This is a genomic window from Nocardioides ferulae, from assembly GCF_003660455.1.
In the GTDB taxonomy this organism is placed as follows: domain Bacteria; phylum Actinomycetota; class Actinomycetes; order Propionibacteriales; family Nocardioidaceae; genus Nocardioides; species Nocardioides ferulae.
This window is the reverse complement of sequence record NZ_QZVR01000015.1, coordinates 112,374-130,339: the sequence shown is the minus strand read 5'-3', so window position 1 is coordinate 130,339 and position 17,966 is coordinate 112,374. Positions and strand designations below refer to the sequence as shown.

General features: G+C 73.4%; 14 protein-coding genes. 3 read left to right on the top strand and 11 right to left on the bottom strand.

The window, feature by feature from the left end; all coding sequences use genetic code 11:
• Window positions 1–11: 11 nt before the first annotated feature.
• The 3 genes from D6B71_RS16030 to D6B71_RS16020 all read right to left on the bottom strand — a co-directional run bounded on the left by D6B71_RS16030 (window position 12) and on the right by D6B71_RS16020 (window position 4,095).
• A complete protein-coding gene (locus D6B71_RS16030) occupies window positions 12–1,112 on the bottom strand; it encodes an Rv3169 family protein (protein ID WP_121256890.1) in 1,101 nt (366 codons plus the stop codon).
• Window positions 1,112–2,311 (bottom strand): phosphotransferase family protein, encoded by a 1,200-nt coding sequence (locus tag D6B71_RS16025; protein WP_121256887.1) that lies wholly within the window; start codon window positions 2,309–2,311, stop codon window positions 1,112–1,114. Before D6B71_RS16025 ends, D6B71_RS16030 begins: the two co-directional genes overlap by 1 nt.
• A 68-nt stretch (window positions 2,312–2,379) precedes the next feature.
• Window positions 2,380–4,095 (bottom strand): glycerol-3-phosphate dehydrogenase/oxidase, encoded by a 1,716-nt coding sequence (locus D6B71_RS16020; RefSeq protein ID WP_121256885.1) that lies wholly within the window; start codon window positions 4,093–4,095, stop codon window positions 2,380–2,382.
• 165 nt (window positions 4,096–4,260) lie between these two features.
• Between D6B71_RS16020 and D6B71_RS16015 the strand changes: the two genes are divergently transcribed.
• Window positions 4,261–5,511: a CapA family protein gene (locus D6B71_RS16015; protein ID WP_121256882.1), complete on the top strand. Its 1,251-nt coding sequence runs from the start codon at window positions 4,261–4,263 to the stop codon at window positions 5,509–5,511.
• 51 nt (window positions 5,512–5,562) lie between these two features.
• Here D6B71_RS16015 and D6B71_RS16010 read toward each other — a convergent pair whose 3' ends face one another.
• From D6B71_RS16010 to D6B71_RS15995, 4 genes are all read right to left on the bottom strand, one after another.
• The gene (locus tag D6B71_RS16010) at window positions 5,563–6,351 is read right to left on the bottom strand and encodes a carbon-nitrogen hydrolase family protein (RefSeq protein ID WP_121256880.1); all 789 of its coding nucleotides are present in this window, start codon (window positions 6,349–6,351) and stop codon (window positions 5,563–5,565) included.
• The gene (locus D6B71_RS16005; RefSeq protein WP_121256877.1) at window positions 6,348–7,454 is read right to left on the bottom strand and encodes a GuaB3 family IMP dehydrogenase-related protein; all 1,107 of its coding nucleotides are present in this window, start codon (window positions 7,452–7,454) and stop codon (window positions 6,348–6,350) included. The genes D6B71_RS16010 and D6B71_RS16005 overlap by 4 nt, the downstream gene beginning before the upstream one ends.
• A gap of 93 nt (window positions 7,455–7,547) precedes the next feature.
• On the bottom strand, window positions 7,548–9,050 hold the full coding sequence (gene guaB / locus D6B71_RS16000) for an IMP dehydrogenase (protein WP_121256874.1): 1,503 nt from the start codon (window positions 9,048–9,050) through the stop codon (window positions 7,548–7,550).
• Window positions 9,051–9,071: 21 nt separating this feature from the next.
• Entirely contained in the window at window positions 9,072–9,983 is a 912-nt protein-coding gene (locus D6B71_RS15995; RefSeq protein WP_121256871.1) for a GNAT family N-acetyltransferase, read from the bottom strand.
• Between the two features lie 167 nt (window positions 9,984–10,150).
• On the opposite strand from D6B71_RS15995, the gene D6B71_RS15990 reads away from it, so the two are divergent.
• On the top strand, window positions 10,151–11,710 hold the full coding sequence (locus tag D6B71_RS15990) for a hypothetical protein (protein WP_121256868.1): 1,560 nt from the start codon (window positions 10,151–10,153) through the stop codon (window positions 11,708–11,710).
• Between the two features lie 193 nt (window positions 11,711–11,903).
• On the opposite strand, the gene groL is transcribed toward D6B71_RS15990, so the two are convergent.
• Both groL and groES read right to left on the bottom strand, forming a co-directional pair.
• Window positions 11,904–13,532, bottom strand: coding sequence for a chaperonin GroEL (groL, locus tag D6B71_RS15985; protein WP_121256866.1), 1,629 nt, complete (start codon window positions 13,530–13,532; stop codon window positions 11,904–11,906).
• Between the two features lie 88 nt (window positions 13,533–13,620).
• On the bottom strand, window positions 13,621–13,917 hold the full coding sequence (gene groES, locus D6B71_RS15980; protein WP_121256940.1) for a co-chaperone GroES: 297 nt from the start codon (window positions 13,915–13,917) through the stop codon (window positions 13,621–13,623).
• Window positions 13,918–14,126: 209 nt separating this feature from the next.
• Here groES and D6B71_RS15975 point away from each other — a divergent pair, with 209 nt between their 5' ends.
• The gene (locus D6B71_RS15975) at window positions 14,127–15,323 is read left to right on the top strand and encodes a class I SAM-dependent methyltransferase (protein ID WP_121256863.1); all 1,197 of its coding nucleotides are present in this window, start codon (window positions 14,127–14,129) and stop codon (window positions 15,321–15,323) included.
• Between the two features lie 847 nt (window positions 15,324–16,170).
• Here D6B71_RS15975 and D6B71_RS15970 read toward each other — a convergent pair.
• Both D6B71_RS15970 and D6B71_RS15965 read right to left on the bottom strand, forming a co-directional pair.
• On the bottom strand, window positions 16,171–16,797 hold the full coding sequence (locus D6B71_RS15970) for a hypothetical protein (RefSeq protein WP_121256861.1): 627 nt from the start codon (window positions 16,795–16,797) through the stop codon (window positions 16,171–16,173).
• A gap of 85 nt (window positions 16,798–16,882) precedes the next feature.
• Window positions 16,883–17,929, bottom strand: a complete 1,047-nt coding sequence (locus tag D6B71_RS15965) for a cobalamin B12-binding domain-containing protein (protein WP_121256858.1) — start codon at window positions 17,927–17,929, stop codon at window positions 16,883–16,885.
• Window positions 17,930–17,966 lie beyond the last annotated feature (37 nt).

The window sequence follows — 17,966 nt, the reverse complement described above, 5'->3', positions numbered from 1 at the left end:
GTCGCGGATGCTCAGGGGGCGGTGGCGAACCAGTCGCCGAAGCCGCTGGGGTCGTGGCGGCCGATGGCGAAGTGCTCGAACAGCCCCCAGCCCTCGGCGCCGTCGCAGGTGGCCCGGCCGACGTGGTCGACGCAGCCGAACATGAACCGCCCCCGGACCGCCTCGTCGGTCATGTCGTAGTTGCGGCGGGCGACGTGGCCCGGACCGAACCACTGTCCGTGCGTCCAGTCGGGGTCGCCGCCGTAGCCGCCGCCGACGTGCAGCGGCACCGGAAGCAGCGACTCGACCTCGAGCACGACCGGCTTGCCGTCGGGCGCGGTGCACCGGATGGTCGCACCGGTGGGCGTGCGGGTCCCCGCGGCGTACCGGATGTCCACCAGCGGCCAGCCGAGCTGCTCGACGCGCCCGTCGCGCCAGATCCGGCTGCAGTCGTTGAGGGTGCGGAACCCCGACGGGTCCTCCTGGAGGATCAGCACCACCGCGAAGTCGTCGAAGCGCAGCGGCACGTAGAGCCACCACATGCCGTCGAACGGCGGCGACGCCGGCGCGCCGGCCGGCTCGGGCTCGCCCACCGGCCGGATGCCCCAGGAGCGGTCGCGGGTGCCGACCCAGCGGTCGGGGGTCACCGCGATCTCCTCGCCGTCGACCACGACCGCCCCGCTCCAGGTGCCGACCTGGGCGAAGCGCTGCGCGTCGAGGGTGACCCGGCTGCCGGAGCGCATCACGTGCGGCTGCTCCTGGACGACGTCGAAGGAGCCCTCCCAGGTCAGGTCGCAGGCGATGCCCTCGGTCTCCTCCAGCACCACCCGCAGCCGGCGCAGCGGCTCGGCGATCTCGACCCGGTAGGGGCCGACGTGCGGGTTCATCCGGTCACCGTCGATCGGGTCGCCGAGCTGCAGCGACACCTGACGGTCGCCGCGGCGTAGCAGCACGAACGCGTCCTTGGTGCCCAGGTTGGGGTAGTAGCCGGCGCCGGTGATCAAGAACAGGTCACCGGTGCGGTCGTGGGCGTTGAAGTACCACCGGTCGTAGAAGTTGCGGTCGCTGGAGCCGACCCACTCCACCGGGAGCGGGACCTGGTGGAGGGGGTATTCGTCGAGGGGGCCGACCATCAGGCGCCGACCTCTCCGAGCAGCTGCTCGAACAGCGGCCGGTGGTGGAAGAGGCCCTCCACCTCGGCGGGCCGTTCGATCTCGCCGAAGTGGATCTGCCGGGCGCCGGTGCGCATGAACACCACCCCCCACTGCACGGCCGCGTGCAGCAGGTGCCAGCCGAAGTCGGCCAGCTCGACGCCGGTGAGCTGCTGGTACGTCGTCCGCACGTCGTCGGCGCGCAGGAAATGCGGCATGCCGGGCAGCTCCAGCAGCCCGGTGATGGTCTCGAAGACCCGGTGCGCGAACACCATCCATGCGAGGTCCGCCTCGCGCGGGCCGAGCGCGGCCATCTCCCAGTCGAGCACGCCCACCGGGGCGAAGTCGCGGTAGAGGACGTTGCCGATGCGGGAGTCGCCCCAGCACAGCACCGTCTCGCGCTCGACCGGCGGGTGCGCCGCGAGCCAGGCCAGGCCATGCTCCACCAGCGGCGAGCGGCCGACGTCGGGGACGGCGAAGTCGTACCAGGCGCGGGTGCGGGCCAGGTTGCGGCGCAGCGGCGTCTCGCCGGCGTGGCCGGACCTGCCGGCGTCGAGGAACCCGAAGGTCTCGACGGCGTCGGGGATGCCGTGCAGCCCGGCGACCACCGCCACCGTGTTGTCCTGCAGCCGCCGCTGCTGCTCGGGGGTGGCGTCGAAGAGCCAGTTGTCGCCGAAGTTGTAGGGCAGCACGTCCTGCGGCACCCGGCCCTCGAGCCGGTCCATGAGGAAGAACGGGGTGCCGATCACGTCACCGGTGGGCTCCAGCCAGCGCACCTGGGGCACCGGCACCCCGGTGGTCTCGGCGACGATGCGCATCGCGTCGTACTGGTCGGCGAGCCGGTACGCCGGGAACACCGGGACGTCGTCGGCCGACGGCGCGATGCGGGCGACGTAGCGGCCGGTCCTGCGGCGGCCGCCGTCGGTCCAGGACGCGTCGAGCGGGAGGGTCTCCGAGGACATCCCGTTGGCGTCGGAGCCTCCGTGGATCTCCACGACCGGGTCGGCGCCGGGTGGCAGATCGGTGGCCAGCCAGGCCGCGATCGGGGCGGCGAGCTCCGCCGCGTCGCGGCTGGTGCGCTGCAGCTTGGTGTCGGGCGGGGGCGGAGCCTGGGTCACCGCGGCCTCCTGGGCGACGTCGGCGTCACGGAGTGTGACGTGGGTCTCAGACCGCGCCAGCATGGGTGGAACAGGTTCTAGCTGTCAACGAGCCGTCCCGCTGGGCCCGGGTCGCCGCACCCGCCCGTCACTCACCCGAAGTCGCTCACCTTCACCCGCGCCTCGTCGGCCTCCTGGTCGGTGAGCATCCGCTGGCTCTGCCGCTCCGCCTCCACCCGGCGCAGGTAGTGGTCGACCTCGTCCGCGGTGCGCGCGTCGTCCCAGCCCAGCTCGGCGGCCATCAGCCGGGCGGCGTGCGGGGCGGCGCCCACCCCGCGGTCGAAGGTCTCGATCGAGACCGGCAACCGGCGGGTGAGCAGGTCGTCGAGGTGGCGGGCGCCCTCGTGGGTGACGGCGTAGACCACCTCGGCGGCCAGGTAGTCCTCCGCGCCCGGCAGCGGCTCGCCCAGCTCGGGCCGCTCGGCGACCAGGTCGAGCAGGTCGTCGACGAGGCCACCGAAGCGTCCGAGCAGGTGGTCGATGCGGGCCACGTGCAGCCCGGAGCGCCGGGCCAGCTGCACCCGCTGGTTGGAGCGGGTCTCCCAGCCCTCCGCCCCCACCAGCCGCACCCGGTCGGTGATCGACTCGCGCACCGGCAGGCTGCCGGCGCTGCTCAGGGAGTGTGCGGCGGCGTCCACGGCGTCCGTGGCCATCACGCGGTACGTCGTGAGCTTGCCGCCGGCGATCAGCACCAGGCCCGGCACCGGCATCACCACGGTGTGCTCGCGGGAGAACCGGCTGGTCGACTCGGACTCGCCGCGCAGCAGCGGCCGGAGCCCGGCGTAGACGCCCTCGACGTCGTCGTGGTCCAGCGGCTCCTTGAGCAGCCGGTTGACGTGGCCGAGCACGTAGTCGATGTCGGTGCGGCTGGCCGCCGGGTGCGCCTTGTCGAGGTTCCACGGGGTGTCGGTGGTGCCGATGATCCAGTGCCGGCCCCACGGGATGACGAACAGCACCGAGCTGGCGGTGCGGGTGATGAAGCCCGCCTCGGAGCGGATCCGGTCGCGGGGCACCACCAGGTGGATGCCCTTGCTGGCCTGCACGTTGAGCGCGCCGCGGCCGCCGACCATCTGTTGGATCTCGTCGGTCCAGACGCCGGCCGCGTTGACGACGACCTTGGCTCGGATCTCGAGCTCGCGTCCCGTGGCCAGGTCACGCGCGCGCACGCCCACCACGCGCTCGCCCTCGCGCAGGAAGCCGACCACCTTGGTGCGGGTGGCGACGTGCGCGCCGTGGCCGGCGGCGGTGCGGGCCACGGTCAGCACCAGCCGCGCGTCGTCGACCTGGCAGTCGTAGTAGCGGATCGCTCCGGAGATCTGGTCGACCCGGAAGTCGGGCGCGATCCGGGCGACCTGGCGGCGGAACAGGTGGCGGTGCTTCGGCACGCCCATGTCGTACTTGCCGGCCATCGCCATCGCGTCGTAGATCGCCAGGCCGGCGCCGATGTAGGGGCGCTCCCAGCCGGCGTGGGTCAACGGGAAGAGGAACGGCACCGGCCGCACCAGGTGCGGGGCGAGCCGGGTCAGCAGCAGGCCGCGCTCCTGCAGCGCCTCGCGGACCAGCCGGAAGTCCATCATCTCCAGGTAGCGCAGGCCGCCGTGCACGAGCTTGCTGCTGCGGCTGCTGGTGCCGCTGGCCAGGTCGCGCTGCTCGAGCAGGCCGGTGCTCAGCCCACGGGTCACGGCGTCGAGCGCGGTGCCGACGCCGGTGATGCCTCCGCCGACCACGAGGACGTCGAGCTCGGTGGCTGCCATCGCGGCCAGGGCGGCCTCTCGGTTCTGCGGGCTGAGGGCGGTCGAGTGGGCCATGCCGCCAGTCTCCCAGGCCGGCGGGCGGCGCGGGCCTGATCGGCCTTGGCGTGTGTCGCTGCCGACAGTCGGCCCGATCCGGCAACTTCGAGGCCGCGCCCGGCGTCACCCTTGCGCAGAGGCCACGCGCCTCGGCCAGGACCGGCGGTGAGGGAGGCGACGGAGATGACCGCGACCACGCGGACCGGCAGCGCCCGCCGGCGAGCTTCGGCCGCCGCGTCGACGCTGCTGGTGGCGGCGGGCTCGGTCCTCGGCCTGCTCACCGGCTGCGACGGCGACGATCCCCTCGCCGACGCGTCCGTCGACGATCCGGCCGCCACGGCCCCGGCCGCCCCGGCTGCCCCGGCGTCCCGGCCGAGAGGCGACGGGCCCGCCCCGGAGGATCCCGCGCCACGCGAGGCATCGCTGCTGTTCGGTGGCGACCTGCTCTGGCACGACACGGTGTGGCTCAGCGCCGAGGCCGACGCCGCGGCGGCCGGTGCGAGCGGCCTGGACCTCGACCCGATGTTCGCCGATCTCCGCGGCCCGGTGCGCGCGGCGGACCTCGCCGTCTGCCACGAGGAGGTGCCGTTCGCCGCCCCCGGCGCGGCGTACCAGAGCTATCCGGTGTTCGCCGCTCCCCCGGCGATCGCCGGCTGGCTCGGCGACTTCGGCTGGGACGCCTGTGTGACCACCTCCAACCACAGCCTCGACCAGGGGTACGACGGACTCGTGCGCACCGCGGACCTGCTCGACGCCGCGGGGGTGCGGCCGGTCGGCACGTTCCGCAGCGCCGCCGAGCGGCGCCGGCCGGTCGTGCTGACCACCGACGACGGGGTGCGGGTCGGACTGGTCGCCGGCACCTACGGCCTCAACGGCTTCCCGCTGCCGGAGGGCCGGGAGTGGTCGGTGTCGCTGTGGGACGCCGAGAACCTGCTCGCCCAGGCGCGTGCGGCCCGCGACGCCGGGGCGGACGTCGTGGTGGTGGCACTGCACGGCGGCACGGAGTACGACCACCTCCCCAACGCCGACCAGGTCGCGCTCGTCGACCGGCTGACCCGCTCCCCCGACGTCGACCTGGTGGTCGGCGAGCACGCCCACGTGGTGCAGCCGGTGACGAAGGTCAACGGCACCTGGGTGGCCTACGGGATGGGCAACATGGTCGCCCAGCAGGAGGCGACCCGGCCGGCGACCTACCAGGGCATCGCGGTGGAGTTCACCTTCACCGAGCGGCCGGGCGGCGGGTTCGCGGTGAGCGAGGCGGCGTACCTGCCGATCAGCTGGGGGCACTGGCCCAGCGCCGGGCCGCTGCGGGTGCGCCGCGTGGTCGCCGCCCTCGAGCGGACGCCCGGCGACCCCGGGCTGCTGGCCGCCCGCCGCGACATCGCCGCCGCCGTGCACGGCCTCGGCCGCACCCCCGGCCTGGTCGAGCGCTGACCCGGCCATGCGGCCGACGTGCAGCCCGTGCGGAGTCCGGCCTGGGCCGCGTCAGGCCCGCACCCGTGGCCCGAGCGAGGCGCGGTGGTCGCTGATCATGGTGTGCGTGGCCCGGGTCTGCGCGACCACCTCCGGGTCGAGGTCGGCGATGGCGAGCCCCTCCTCCTCGCCGAGCCGGGCGATCGGGCGGCCCTCGGGGTCGAAGACGGCCGATCCGCCGATGAACTCGAACGCCCCGCAGCGGCCGGTGAGCCCGGACAGCACGACGTACATGCCGTTCTCGACGGCGCGGGCGGCGTAGTAGAGGTCGCGGCGGTGGGCGCCGCCGGGGAAGTACGCCGCGGAGCACAGGTAGCCGACGGCCCCGTCGCGGGCCGCGGCCTGGGCGTGCTCGGGGAAGCAGCCGTCGTAGCAGATCGACAGGCCGAGGTCGAGGCCGTCGACGGTGATCGAGGTGCCGTGGTCGCCGACGCCGAAGAAGGTGCGTTCGAGGCCGTCGAGGTGCTGCTTGTCGTACGGCGCGAGCGCGGCGCCGCCGGGCCGGACCACGATCTGCGACAGGCGGCGCTCAGAGTCGCGGGTCAGGGCGGTGCCGACGACGACCGTGACGCCGGCCGCGGCCTCCTCGCGGAGCGGGTCCAACCACGCGGCGTCGAGCTCCGCGGCGTCCGGCAGCGGGCCGTCGAACGCGGCGACGTCGTAGCCGGTCAGGAACGCCTCGGGCAGCACGAGGACCCGGACGTCCTGGGTGGCGGCGAGCCGGGTGAGCCGTGCGGCCGTGCGGACGTTCGCCTCGAGGTCGCCGCTGACGGCGACCGCCTGCCCGGCCGCGACCCTCACCCGACCACGACCTCCACGCGCTGGAACTCCTTCAGCTCGGTGTAGCCGGTGGTGGCCATCGAGCGCTTCAGGGCCCCGATCAGGTTCATCGTGCCGTCGGCGACCCGCGACGGCCCGAACAGGATCTCCTCGAGGGTGCCGACGGTGTCGAACTCGACCCGCTGGCCGCGCGGCAGCTGCGAGTGGTGCGCCTCGGCCCCCCAGTGGAAGCCGCGGCCGGGGGCGTCGGTGGCCCGGGCGAACGGGGAGCCGACCATCGCCGCGTCGGCCCCGCAGGCGATCGCCTTGGCCAGGTCGCCGGACATGCCGATCGACCCGTCGGCGATCACGTGCACGTAGCGGCCGCCGGACTCGTCGAGGTAGTCGCGGCGCGCCGCCGCGACGTCGGCCACGGCGGAGGCCATCGGGACCGCCACGCCCAGCACGGTGCGGGTGGTGTGGGCGGCGCCGCCGCCGAACCCGACCAGGACGCCGGCCGCGCCGGTGCGCATCAGGTGGAGGGCGGCCTGGTGGGTGGCGCAGCCGCCCACGATCACCGGCACGTCGAGCTCGTAGATGAACTCCTTGAGGTTCAACGGCTCGGCCTGCGAGGAGACGTGCTCGGCGGAGACGGTGGTGCCGCGGATGACGAACATGTCGACACCGGCGTCGACCACGGTCTTCGCGAACTCCTTGGTGCGCTGGGGTGAGAGCGCGCCGGCGACGGTCACCCCGGCCTCGCGCACCTCGCGCAGCCGCTCGGCGATCAGCTCGGCCTTCACCGGCTCGGTGTAGATCTGCTGCATCCGGCGGGTCGCCTCGTCGCCGTGCAGCTGCGCGACCTCCTCGAGCAGCAAGGAGGGGTCCTCGTAGCGGGTCCACAGGCCCTCGAGGTTCAGCACCCCCAGCCCACCGAAGCGGCCGAAGGCGATCGCGGTCGCCGGCGACATCACCGAGTCCATCGGCGCGGCCAGCACCGGGATCTCGAACCGGTAGGCGTCGATCTGCCAGTCGGTGCTGACCTCCTCGGGGTCGCGGGTGCGCCGGGAGGGCACGATCGCGATGTCGTCGAAGGAGTAGGCGCGGCGGCCGCGCTTGGCACGGCCGATCTCGATGTCGGTCACCGGAGCAGCCTATCCGTGGCCCCGGACGGCTCCGCCGGTGCGCCCGTCGGCCCGACAGGCGCTCGCGCCTCGGCCGGCCTGGCTCAACCCTGCTCAGCGTCCGGTGTAGTTGGGGGCCTCGACGGTCATCTGGACGCCGTGCGGGTGGCTCTCGCTCAGCGACGCCTGGGTGATCCGCACGAACCGGCCCTTCTCCTGCAGCTCCCGGACCGTGCGCGCGCCGACGTAGAACATCGACTGGGTCAGCCCCCCGACCAGCTGGTGGGCGACCGCGGACAGCGGCCCACGGTAGGCCACCTGCCCCTCGATGCCCTCGGGCACGATCATGTCGTCGCTGGAGACCTCGGCCTGGAAGTAGCGGTCCTTGGAGTAGGACTTCTTGCCGCGGCTCGACATCGCACCCAGCGAGCCCATGCCGCGGTAGGACTTGAACTGCTTGCCGCCCACGAAGACCAGCTCGCCAGGCGACTCGTCGCAGCCGGCGAGCAGCGAACCGACCATCACCGCGTCGGCGCCGGCGACCAGCGCCTTGGCGATCTCGCCGGAGTGCTTCATGCCGCCGTCGGCGATCACCGGCACACCCGCCGGCTTGCAGGCCAGCGATGCCTCGTAGACCGCGGTGACCTGGGGGACGCCCACGCCGGTCACCACCCGGGTGGTGCAGATCGAGCCCGGCCCGACCCCGACCTTGACCGCGTCGGAGCCCGCGTCGACGAACGCCTGCGCGCCCTCGCGGGTGGCGACGTTGCCGCCGATGACCTGCACGTGCCGGGTCGCCGGGTCGGTCTTGAGCCGCTTGACCATCTCGAGCAGCATCCGCACGTTGCCGTGGGCGGTGTCGGCGACCAGCACGTCGACCCCGGCCTCGACCAGCGTGGTGGCCCGCTCCCAGGCGTCGCCGAAGTAGCCGATCGCGGCGCCGACCATCAGTCGGCCCTGGGCGTCGTTGGAGGCGTGCGGGAACTGCTCGGAGCGGACGAAGTCCTTGACGGTGATCAGCCCGCCGAGCCGGCCGTCGGCGTCGACCAGCGGCAGCCGCTCCTTCTTGTGGCGGCGCAGCAGCGCCGTGGCCTCCTCGCGGTCGATGCCGACCGGCGCGGTGATCAGGCCCTCGTCGGTCATCACCTCCGCGACCTTGGTGGTCGCCCACTCCGCCACCGGCGTGAACCGCAGGTCGCGGTTGGTCACGATGCCGAGCAGCCGGTTGTCGGCGTCGACCACGGGCAGGCCGGAGACGCGGTACTCGCCGCAGCGGCGGTCGAGGTCCTCGAGCGTGGCGTCGGGGCCGATCGTGACCGGGTTGGGGATGATCCCGGTCTGGGTGCGCTTGACCAGGTCGACCTGGTAGGCCTGGTCGGCGATCGACAGGTTGCGGTGCAGCACGCCCAGCCCGCCGTGGCGGGCCATCGCGATCGCCATCCGCGACTCGGTGACGGTGTCCATCGCCGCGCTCACCAACGGCACCCGCAGCGAGATCTCGCGGGTCAGCCGCGAGGTCGTGTCGATCTCGGTGGGCGCCAGGTCGGAGTAGCCCGGCAGCAGCAGGACGTCGTCGTAGGTCAGACCCAGGGCAGCGAACTTCTCGGGCAGCTCCACGCCCGCATCGTACCGGCCGGGTCAGGCCGACACCGGCCGCAGGTCGCGCACGGGCACCCGCACCGTGAGCATGTCGGCGGCCATCCGGATCCGGCCGCGCAGTCCGGTGGCGAGCACCATCGGCAGCGCGGCCTGGTTGTCGGCGCGGGTGGTCAACACGATCTCCCCGGCGCCGAGGTCGTGCGCGAGCCGGGCCCCCTCGAGGAGCAGCCGGGTGCCGATCCCGCGTCGCTGCCACCCGGGGTCGACCCGCAGCGTCACCGGCCGCGCCGCAGGCTCGTCGGGCGCCGGCGCGCGCACCACGGCCACCCCCACCACTGTCTCGTCGGCCACGGCGGAGACCGTGTCGCCGTCGCGGACCAGGGAGACCGTGGTGCCGCCGCCCATCCGCCTGCCCGACGGCCCTGGCAACCCTGGCGCCACGGCGTACGCCGGGTGGCTGCGGCCGAGCACGTCGCCGACCAGGTCGGCGATGGCCGCGCCGCGGGCGTGCTCGGTCGCGGTGAACGGTGCCTTCCGGTGCACCTGCACGACGACGTCACCGACGGTCATCTCCATCACGTCGAGGGTCTCGGTGCCGCCGGGCGGGTCCGCCTCGGCGTCGAAGAGCTGAGCCACCACCTCGGGGAACGACGCGGGCTGGGCCAGGATCGACCGGGCGGCCCGCACGTAGCGGGCCGGCTGGTCGGTCAGCGCCGCCTCCGTGCAGGGGGCGGCCACCACGGTGTGGCCGCCGGCGCCCTGGACCAGCTCGGTCAGCCGGTCGACCCCCCAGTCGTCAGGGGTGCGCAGCACCAGCTCGTCGGTGACCGCCTCGATGCCGGGGAAGATCTGCAGGCCGAGGATGTTGACGCCCGCGACGCCGCAGTCGTGCGCCAGGCCGGCGAGTGCGCCGGGTCGGTCGGGAAGGGTGGTGCGGACTCTCCAGAGCATGGCGCCTCCTTGGGTGTGGGGGTCGGTGGTGGTGGCCGGGGTGACCGGCTCGAGGCCACTGTGCGTGCACCGGATTTCGCAACCTGGTCACCGGTGTTTCCGGGGCATGTCCGAGGCACCGACAAACCCGCGAGCGCCGCGCGGACGCCGTCCGCCATGCTGGAGGCATGCACCGCCGTCTCCTCCAGGCCCCCGCCTGGGTGGGGTGGCGGCACCTGCCGCCGGTGGTCGCCGTGTCGGTCGTGCTGATCCGGCTGGTGGGGCTGGCCCGGCCCCTGCGCGCGGACGAGGCGGGCTTCCTGCTGGTCGCCCGGGCCTGGGAGCCGGGCGCGGAGACCCTCTACGGCCCCTACTTCGTCGACCGCCCACCGAGCCTGGTGGCCGTGGTCGCCGCGGCCGACGCGCTCGCGGGGCCGATGACGCTGCGGGTCGTGGGTGCGCTGGGGTGCGGGCTCACCGTGCTGCTCGCCGCCCGGGTGGCCGCCCTGGTCGGGGGCCGTGCGGCGGTGGGCTGGGCCACGCTGGCCACCGGCGCCCTCCTCGTCACGCCCCAGCTCAACGTCGTCGCGGTGAAGGGAGAGGTGCTGGCGCTGCCCCTGGTGCTGGGCGCGGTGCTCGCGGCCCTGCTGGCCCTGCGCGCGTCGTCCACCTCGCTGCTCACCGCGTCCCTGCACGCCGCGCTCGCCGGGGTGCTGGGCGCGCTCGCGGTGGGCCTGAAGCAGAACCTGGTCGGCGGCCTGGTGTTCGCCGGCGTCCTGCTCCTCGCCGCCCCGTTCGCCGACCCGTCACCGATTCCCGCAGACACGCCGGGTGGGCGTGAACGGTCGACGGGTCGGCGGCTGGTCGGGCTGCTGGCCGCCCTGGCCGCCGGCGCCCTGGTGCCGGTGCTGGCCACCGTCGCCTGGGCGGTCGGAGCGGGCGTGCACCTCGACACGCTCTGGTACACCGTCGTCGGCTTCCGCTCCGAGGCCTCTTCCGTGCTCACCTCCGAGAGCATGGACGCTCCCGCCCGGCGGGCGCTGCTGCTGCTCCTGGTCGCCGTGGGCACCGGGCTGGCTCCACTGCTGGCCGCGCTCCTGCTCGGCGTACGCCGGGCCTGGCGGGCGGCCGCCCCGGTCACCGCCGCCGCGCTGGCGATGATCACGGTCGACCTGGCCGGGGTGGCCGGCGGCGGCAGTTTCTGGCGCGACTACCTCTTCCCGCTGGTGCCCGGGGCGGTGCTGGCCGTGGCGCTGCTGAGCCCGCGGCCCTCCGCGGTCGGGAAGTGGGCTCGCGGCCTGGTGCTCGCGACCGCCGGCTCGGCCGTGGTCTCGCTGGTCGTCTGGGTCGGCTGGAACGCCACCGGGCAGCAGGAGCTGGACGAGGTCGCCAGCGGCTCCGCGCTCGCGGACTCGGCCCGGCCCGGCGACACCCTCGTCGTCTACGGCGGCCGGCCGGACCTGCAGCTCGAGACCGGCATGCCCTCGCCGTACCGCTTCCTGTGGAGCCTGCCGATGCGCACGCTCGACCCGGACCGCGCCGAGCTGCGGGCACTGCTGTCCGGCCCCGACGCCCCGACCTGGCTCGTCGAGTGGGTGCCGTTCTCCTCGTGGAACCCAGCCGTCGGCCCACCGCTCGAGCGCACCGTCGAGGAGCGGTACGTCGAGCACGGCGCCGTCTGCGGCGATGGCCGCCGGCTGTTCCTGCTGCGCGGAGTGGAGCGTCCCGCCCCGCTCCCCGACTGCTGAGCCTCGTGGTTCCCGGGTCGATCCGGGATCGGTCGATCAACCTCCATCGTCGTGCACCCGATCGGTGGGTGATGGGTCCTCGCTGACCTGCCACTCATGGTCGGTGAAATGCGCTCGACCCGCCACAACTGGTGACAGAAGTGACGGGTCGAGCTCTGCTGGCCCACCACGAGTGGCAGGTCAGCGGGTTGTGTCAGTGGCCGTGACCGTGCCCGTGGCCGTGGCCCGCGGCGGGAGCGTCGTCCTCCTCCTCGGGCTTCTCGACGACCAGCGTCTCGGTCGTGAGCAGCATGCCCGCGATCGAGGTCGCGTTGACCAGCGCGGAGCGGGTCACCTTGACCGGGTCGAGGACGCCCTGGGCGACCAGGTCGCCGTACTCCTCGGTGGCGGCGTTGTAGCCGTTGCCGAGACCGGCCTCGCGGACCTTGGCGACCACGACGTAGCCCTCGACGCCACCGTTCTCGGCGATCCAGCGCAGCGGCTCGTCGACCGAGCGACGGACGATGCGCACGCCGGCCGCCTCGTCGCCCTCGAGCCCGAGGTCGCCCTCCAGCACCGACGCGGCGTGCACCAGAGCAGAGCCACCGCCAGCGACGATGCCCTCCTCGATCGCGGCGCGGGTCGCGGAGACGGCGTCCTCGATGCGGTGCTTCTTCTCCTTCAGCTCCACCTCGGTGGCGGCGCCGACCTTGATCACGCAGACACCGCCGGCGAGCTTCGCGAGGCGCTCCTGGAGCTTCTCGCGGTCCCAGTCGGAGTCGGTGTTCTCGATCTCGGCCTTGATCTGGTTGACCCGGCCCTCGACGGCGGCGTGGTCGCCCGCGCCGTCGACGATCGTGGTGTCGTCCTTGGTGACCACCACGCGCCGGGCCTGGCCGAGCACCTCGAGGCCGACCTGGTCGAGCTTGAGGCCGACCTCGGGGGCGATGACCTGGCCGCCGGTGAGGATCGCGATGTCCTGCAGCATCGCCTTGCGGCGGTCGCCGAAGGCGGGGGCCTTGACCGCGACCGCGTTGAAGGTGCCGCGGATCTTGTTCACGACCAGCGTCGAGAGCGCCTCGCCCTCGACGTCCTCGGCGATGATGAACAGCGGCTTGCCGGCGGCGATGACCTTCTCCAGCAGCGGCAGCAGCTCGGAGATCGCCGAGATCTTCCCCTGGTGCAGGAGGATGTACGGGTCGTCGAGGACCGCCTCCATGCGCTCGGGGTCGGTGACGAAGTACTGCGAGATGTAGCCCTTGTCGAACTGCATGCCCTCGGTGAAGTCGAGCTCGGTGCCCATGGTGTTGGACTCCTCGACGGTGATCACACCGTCCTTGCCGACCTTGTCGAAGGCCTCGGCGAGCAGCTCGCCGATGTGGCTGTCGCGGCTGGAGATCGTGGCCACCGAGGCCATGTCCTCCTTCGAGTCGACCTCGCGGGCCGCCTCGCGCAGCGCGTCGCCGACCGCCTCGGCGGCGAGGTCCATGCCGCGCTTGAGGCCCATCGGGTTGACGCCGGCGGCGACCGCGCGCAGGCCCTCGTGCACCATCGCCTGGGCGAGCACGGTGGCGGTGGTGGTGCCGTCACCGGCGATGTCGTTGGTCTTGGTGGCAACCTCCTTGGTCAGCTGCGCACCGAGGTTCTCGAACGGGTCGTCCAGCTCGACCTCACGCGCGACGGTGACACCGTCGTTGGTGATGGTCGGGGCGCCCCACTTCTTGTCCAGGACGACGTAGCGGCCCTTGGGGCCGAGCGTCACCTTGACCGCGTTGGCGAGCGCGTCGACTCCGCGCTCCAGCGCGCGGCGGGCGTGCTCGTCGAACTCCAGGATCTTGGGCATGGTTCTCCTTCAGCGGGTCCAGCAACGAGTTCGGGCCGCCCGCCCACGGCATGCACGAGGCAAGCCGCAGGCGGACGACCCGGGGAAATCAGGAAACGATCGCGAGGACGTCGCGCGCCGAGAGGATGAGGAACTCCTCGCCGGAGTACTTCACCTCGGTGCCGCCGTACTTGCTGTAGATGACCTTGTCGCCCACGGAGATGTCCATGGGGATGCGCTCGTCGCCGTCCTCGTTGAAGCGGCCGGGGCCGACGGCCACGACCTCACCCTCCTGGGGCTTCTCCTTGGCGGTGTCCGGGATGACCAGGCCGGAGGCCGTGGTCTGCTCGGCGTCGAGCGGCTTGACGACGATGCGGTCCTCGAGGGGCTTGATGTTGACCGACACGGTGTCGACCTCCACTTTCTGAATACGTCTGTTGGTAGTCGTCGGTGGTGACGCCTGCGTGTTCGGTACGCCGTCGCGGGGGTCGTACGTCGCAGCGCGTGCGTTGGCACACTCCTACCGAGAGTGCCAACGACGAAACTAGCACTCCCCTCGTCGGAGTGCCAGCGGGGGCCCCTCTCACCCCGCGGGCGACCTGACAGGATCGACGGATGGACCTCGACGCCTTCCGCTGGCTGCTCACCGACGACGGCCAGCGCCTGCTGGCGGACGCCGAGGAGCTGGCGGACGCCGACCCGTTGCGCGCCCACGCCACCCTGCGGCGCGTCGCCGAGCCGGAGCGGGTCGCCGTGGCCCTCACCCAGGCCGGGCTGCGTCGCAAGGCCGTGGCCAAGTTCGGCGACCTGGCCGCCCGGATGTACTTCACCCCCGACGGGCTCGAGCAGGCCACCCGGCAGCGCGTCGCCACCCACCGGGCGGCCCGGCTGCAGGCCTTCGAGGCCGCCAGCGTCATCGACCTCGGCTGCGGGATCGGCGGCGACCTGGTCGCGTTCGCCCAGGCGGGACTGGTCGCCGCCGGCATCGACCTCGACCCCGAGCGGGTCGCCGTCGCCGAGGCCAACCTCGCCGCACTGGGGCTCGACGGCGCGGTCACCGTCGCCGACGCGACCCGGGTCGACACCAGCCCGTTCGACGTCGCGTTCGCCGACCCGGCCCGCCGCAGCCCCCGCGGGCGCACCTTCGAGGCCGCCGACTGGACCCCGCCCTGGCCGTTCGTCGAACGCCTCCTCGCCCGCGACGCCTGCGTGAAGACAGCCCCCGGCATCCCGCACGACCTCGTGCCGCCCGGGGTGGAGGCCGAGTGGGTCAGCGACCACGGCGAGGTCAAGGAGGCGGCACTGTGGTCGGGCCGGCTGGCCACCACCACCCGTCGTGCCACCGTGATCCCCGCCGCCGGTGCCGGCCGGCGCGGCGAGCACGGCCTGGCCACACTCACCGCCGAGGACGACCCGGGCGCCGGCGTGGTGCCGCTGGGACGGTTCCTGCTCGAGCCCGACGGCGCGGTGATCCGCGCCGGCCTGGTCACCGCGGTCGCGGCGGCGGTCGACGGCGGCCTGGTCGACGAGCACCTCGCCTACGTCACCACCGACACCACCGACCTCGACCTGCTGGAGACCCCGTTCGCCCGCGCCTACGAGGTGCTCGAGGAGCTCCCCTACCGCGAGAAGCCGCTGCGCGCCGCCCTCCTGACGCGAGGCATCGGGTCGCTGACCATCAAGAAGCGCGGTGTCGACATCGTCCCCGAGGAGCTGCGCCAGCGCCTCCAGCTGCGCGGCGACCAGACGGCCACGCTCGTGCTCACCCGCGTGGCCGGTCATGGGACCGCGCTGCTGGTGCGGCCGCTCTGATCGGACTGTCTCGGGGTTGGTGTGGACGCCGCTGCGCGGGGCTTTCCGCTGCGCGCGGGGCTTCGGGGTGTTGGTGAGGACCGGGGGCGTGTGTGGGTGGGGCGGGTCGGCTGCGCCGGAGGGGCCCGCTCGGCCAAACCACCCGCTCCGCTCGTTCCTCACGGAGCGGGGGCCAGGCCCATCCACGGCCTCGGGGCCCCTCCGGCTCCGCCGCCCCACCCCGCGCCCGGCGCCGGGCTCACCGACCCCGGAAAGAAGGGGGTTCGCGGCTACGCCGCGATGACCCGGCCAACCCATGACCCGCGCCGCCCTGCGCCCCGGGGCGGATGACCACCCCGAGACATCAGGTGTCGCGGATCATCGGGCCGCGACCTCCGCCGACCCGTCCGGCATTCCCGGAGGAGCGAAGCGGGGGAGGGAATGGCTGACGGGTCGGGACACGCCCCACCAACGGGGAGGTGACCGCCGACGGTGACCAAGCGGGGGTTGGTCTGAAGCCCACCCCAAGGCGACCGCGAGACTCTCACCCATCCCACTGCCCCGCGACCCCAGACCACGGCGAGCTGCCTACCCACCACGAGCGGCGGGTCGGTGCCACATTCCCCACCATGAGCGGCGGGTCGGCGCCTCATCACCAACCACGAGCGACAGGTCAACACCCCTTCACCCACCACGTGGCAGGTCACCGGGTGAACACCCACCACGCGTGGCAGGTCAGCGCCTCATCACCAACCACGAGCGACAGGTCAGCGCGCACCGAACACGCCGAGACGCCCGGAAGCCCGGGCGGGGATTCCGCCCGGGCTTCCGGATGAGGTGGTGCTAGGTGCTTCTCGGTGGTGCGGGTTCAGACGAGCGCGGCCTCACGCTGGGTGGTCTCGACGGTGGAGATCCGCTTGGCGTGCCAGAAGCCGAGCAGCGCGAGGACCAGCATGGCGCCGGCACCGACGAAGGAGGCGATGGCGGCGAAGCCGGCGATCGTGCCCATGGTGGCGAAGGCGTAGCCGTAGAGCAGCAGGCCGCGGAGGGTGTTGCCCATGAAGAGCGACTCACGCAGGTCCATCCAGGCCTGAGCCTCGGCCTTCTCCTCCTCGGTGGCGTCGGGGTTCTCGGCGATGGCGGCCATCAGGGCACGGCCCTGCGAGCTGGCCTCCTCGTAGGTCACGGGCTCGCCGGCGAGCGCCTCACCGGAGGAGTTCATGTGGGCGAGGATGTAGTTGTCGGCGAAGGCCTTGGCCTCGGGGCCGCTGTCGAGCGGGCTGCCGGCGAACTCCTCGAGCTCGGCGCGGTCGGACTCGGAGAGGCTCTCCAGGGCGGGGCCCTCCGGCATGGTGATGTCCTGAGCAGCGAACTGCTCCTCGACCTGGTCGGCGATGAAGGTGTTGGCCCAGGTGAGCAGGCCACCCGCGACGAGGAGGACGGCGGCCAGCGCGAGGCCGACCCAAGAGACGAGCTTGTCGAGTGCAGAGCGCACGGTGACTCCTAAGGAACGGACGGTGACCCGGCGTCACCGTTCATGTCCTTAACGGTAGAAATTTCCAGCACTCTCGTAGAGAGCCCTAGGTCATGGGTCCTCGGGACGAGAGCCCCCCGTTGCTCGGGACCTCTCGCGGGCCTTCGCCCGGGATCGCGGCGGCAGCGAGGTGCACCCGCGCGAGGGGATGACCGCGCAGCGGCTCGGCGACCAGCCGCCAGACCTCGGCGGCCAGGCCGGGCTCGGCGCCGCGCGCCCTCAGCACCCGGGCCAGCCACTCGCGCACCTCGACCACGATCGTCTCGTCACCGGTCACCAACGACGACGCCAGGCAGCCGAGCAGGTGGTCGACGAACCCCGGCAGCTCGGCCTGCCAGGTCCCGCGCGCCTGCGGGTGGCGTGCGGCGAGCGCCCGGACGACGTACGGCGTGATCTCGTCGTGGTAGTCGAGGATCCAGCGCGCCTCGAGCTCGGCGGGCCCGGGCTCGCGGGGTGGCTGGGGGGTCAGCCGCGGCGGCAGCGTCTCGAGCAGCCGGCACAGCTCCTCGCTGCTGTCGGCGAGGCCGGCCGCCCCGAGCGCGGTGGCCCGCCGCTCGTCGCCGGCGAAGGCCGGCCCGCCCGCGACCACCGGGACGCCGATCGCGCGCAGGTGGTCGAACAGCGCGCGGTGGGTGGCCAGCGACGAGGTGAGCGCGGCGTCGACGACGACGGCGCGCGGCTTGCGGGTGAGCACGGTACGCAGCAGCTCGTCGGTGCCGGCAGCGCTGAGCGTGCGCACCCGGTAGCCCGCCGTGGCCAACCGCTCGGCGACGACCACGGCGCCGAGGGTGTGCCGCTCCCCGTCGAGGCCGGCGACCACGACCAGGGGCGCTTCCGGCGGTGGGGCGGGGGTGAACGAGCACAGCCAGTGCACGATGCCCTCGTTGACGTCGGCGGCCGCCTTCTGCTGCTCCGCCGTCCAGGCGCCGTCGAGCCACAGCTCGGTGAGGCGGGCCTGAGCGGGGACGACGAGCCGCTCGATGATCGACAGCGGTGCCTGGCCACGCTGCCGCAACTGCTTGGCAACCTCGAGGGCGGCGTGCCGGTCGGCCGCGGTCAGGGCAGCCCAGTACGCCTGGCGGGCCTGGTCCATGGACCTGTTCTTCCCCGATCCGCGGCCAGGCTAACCC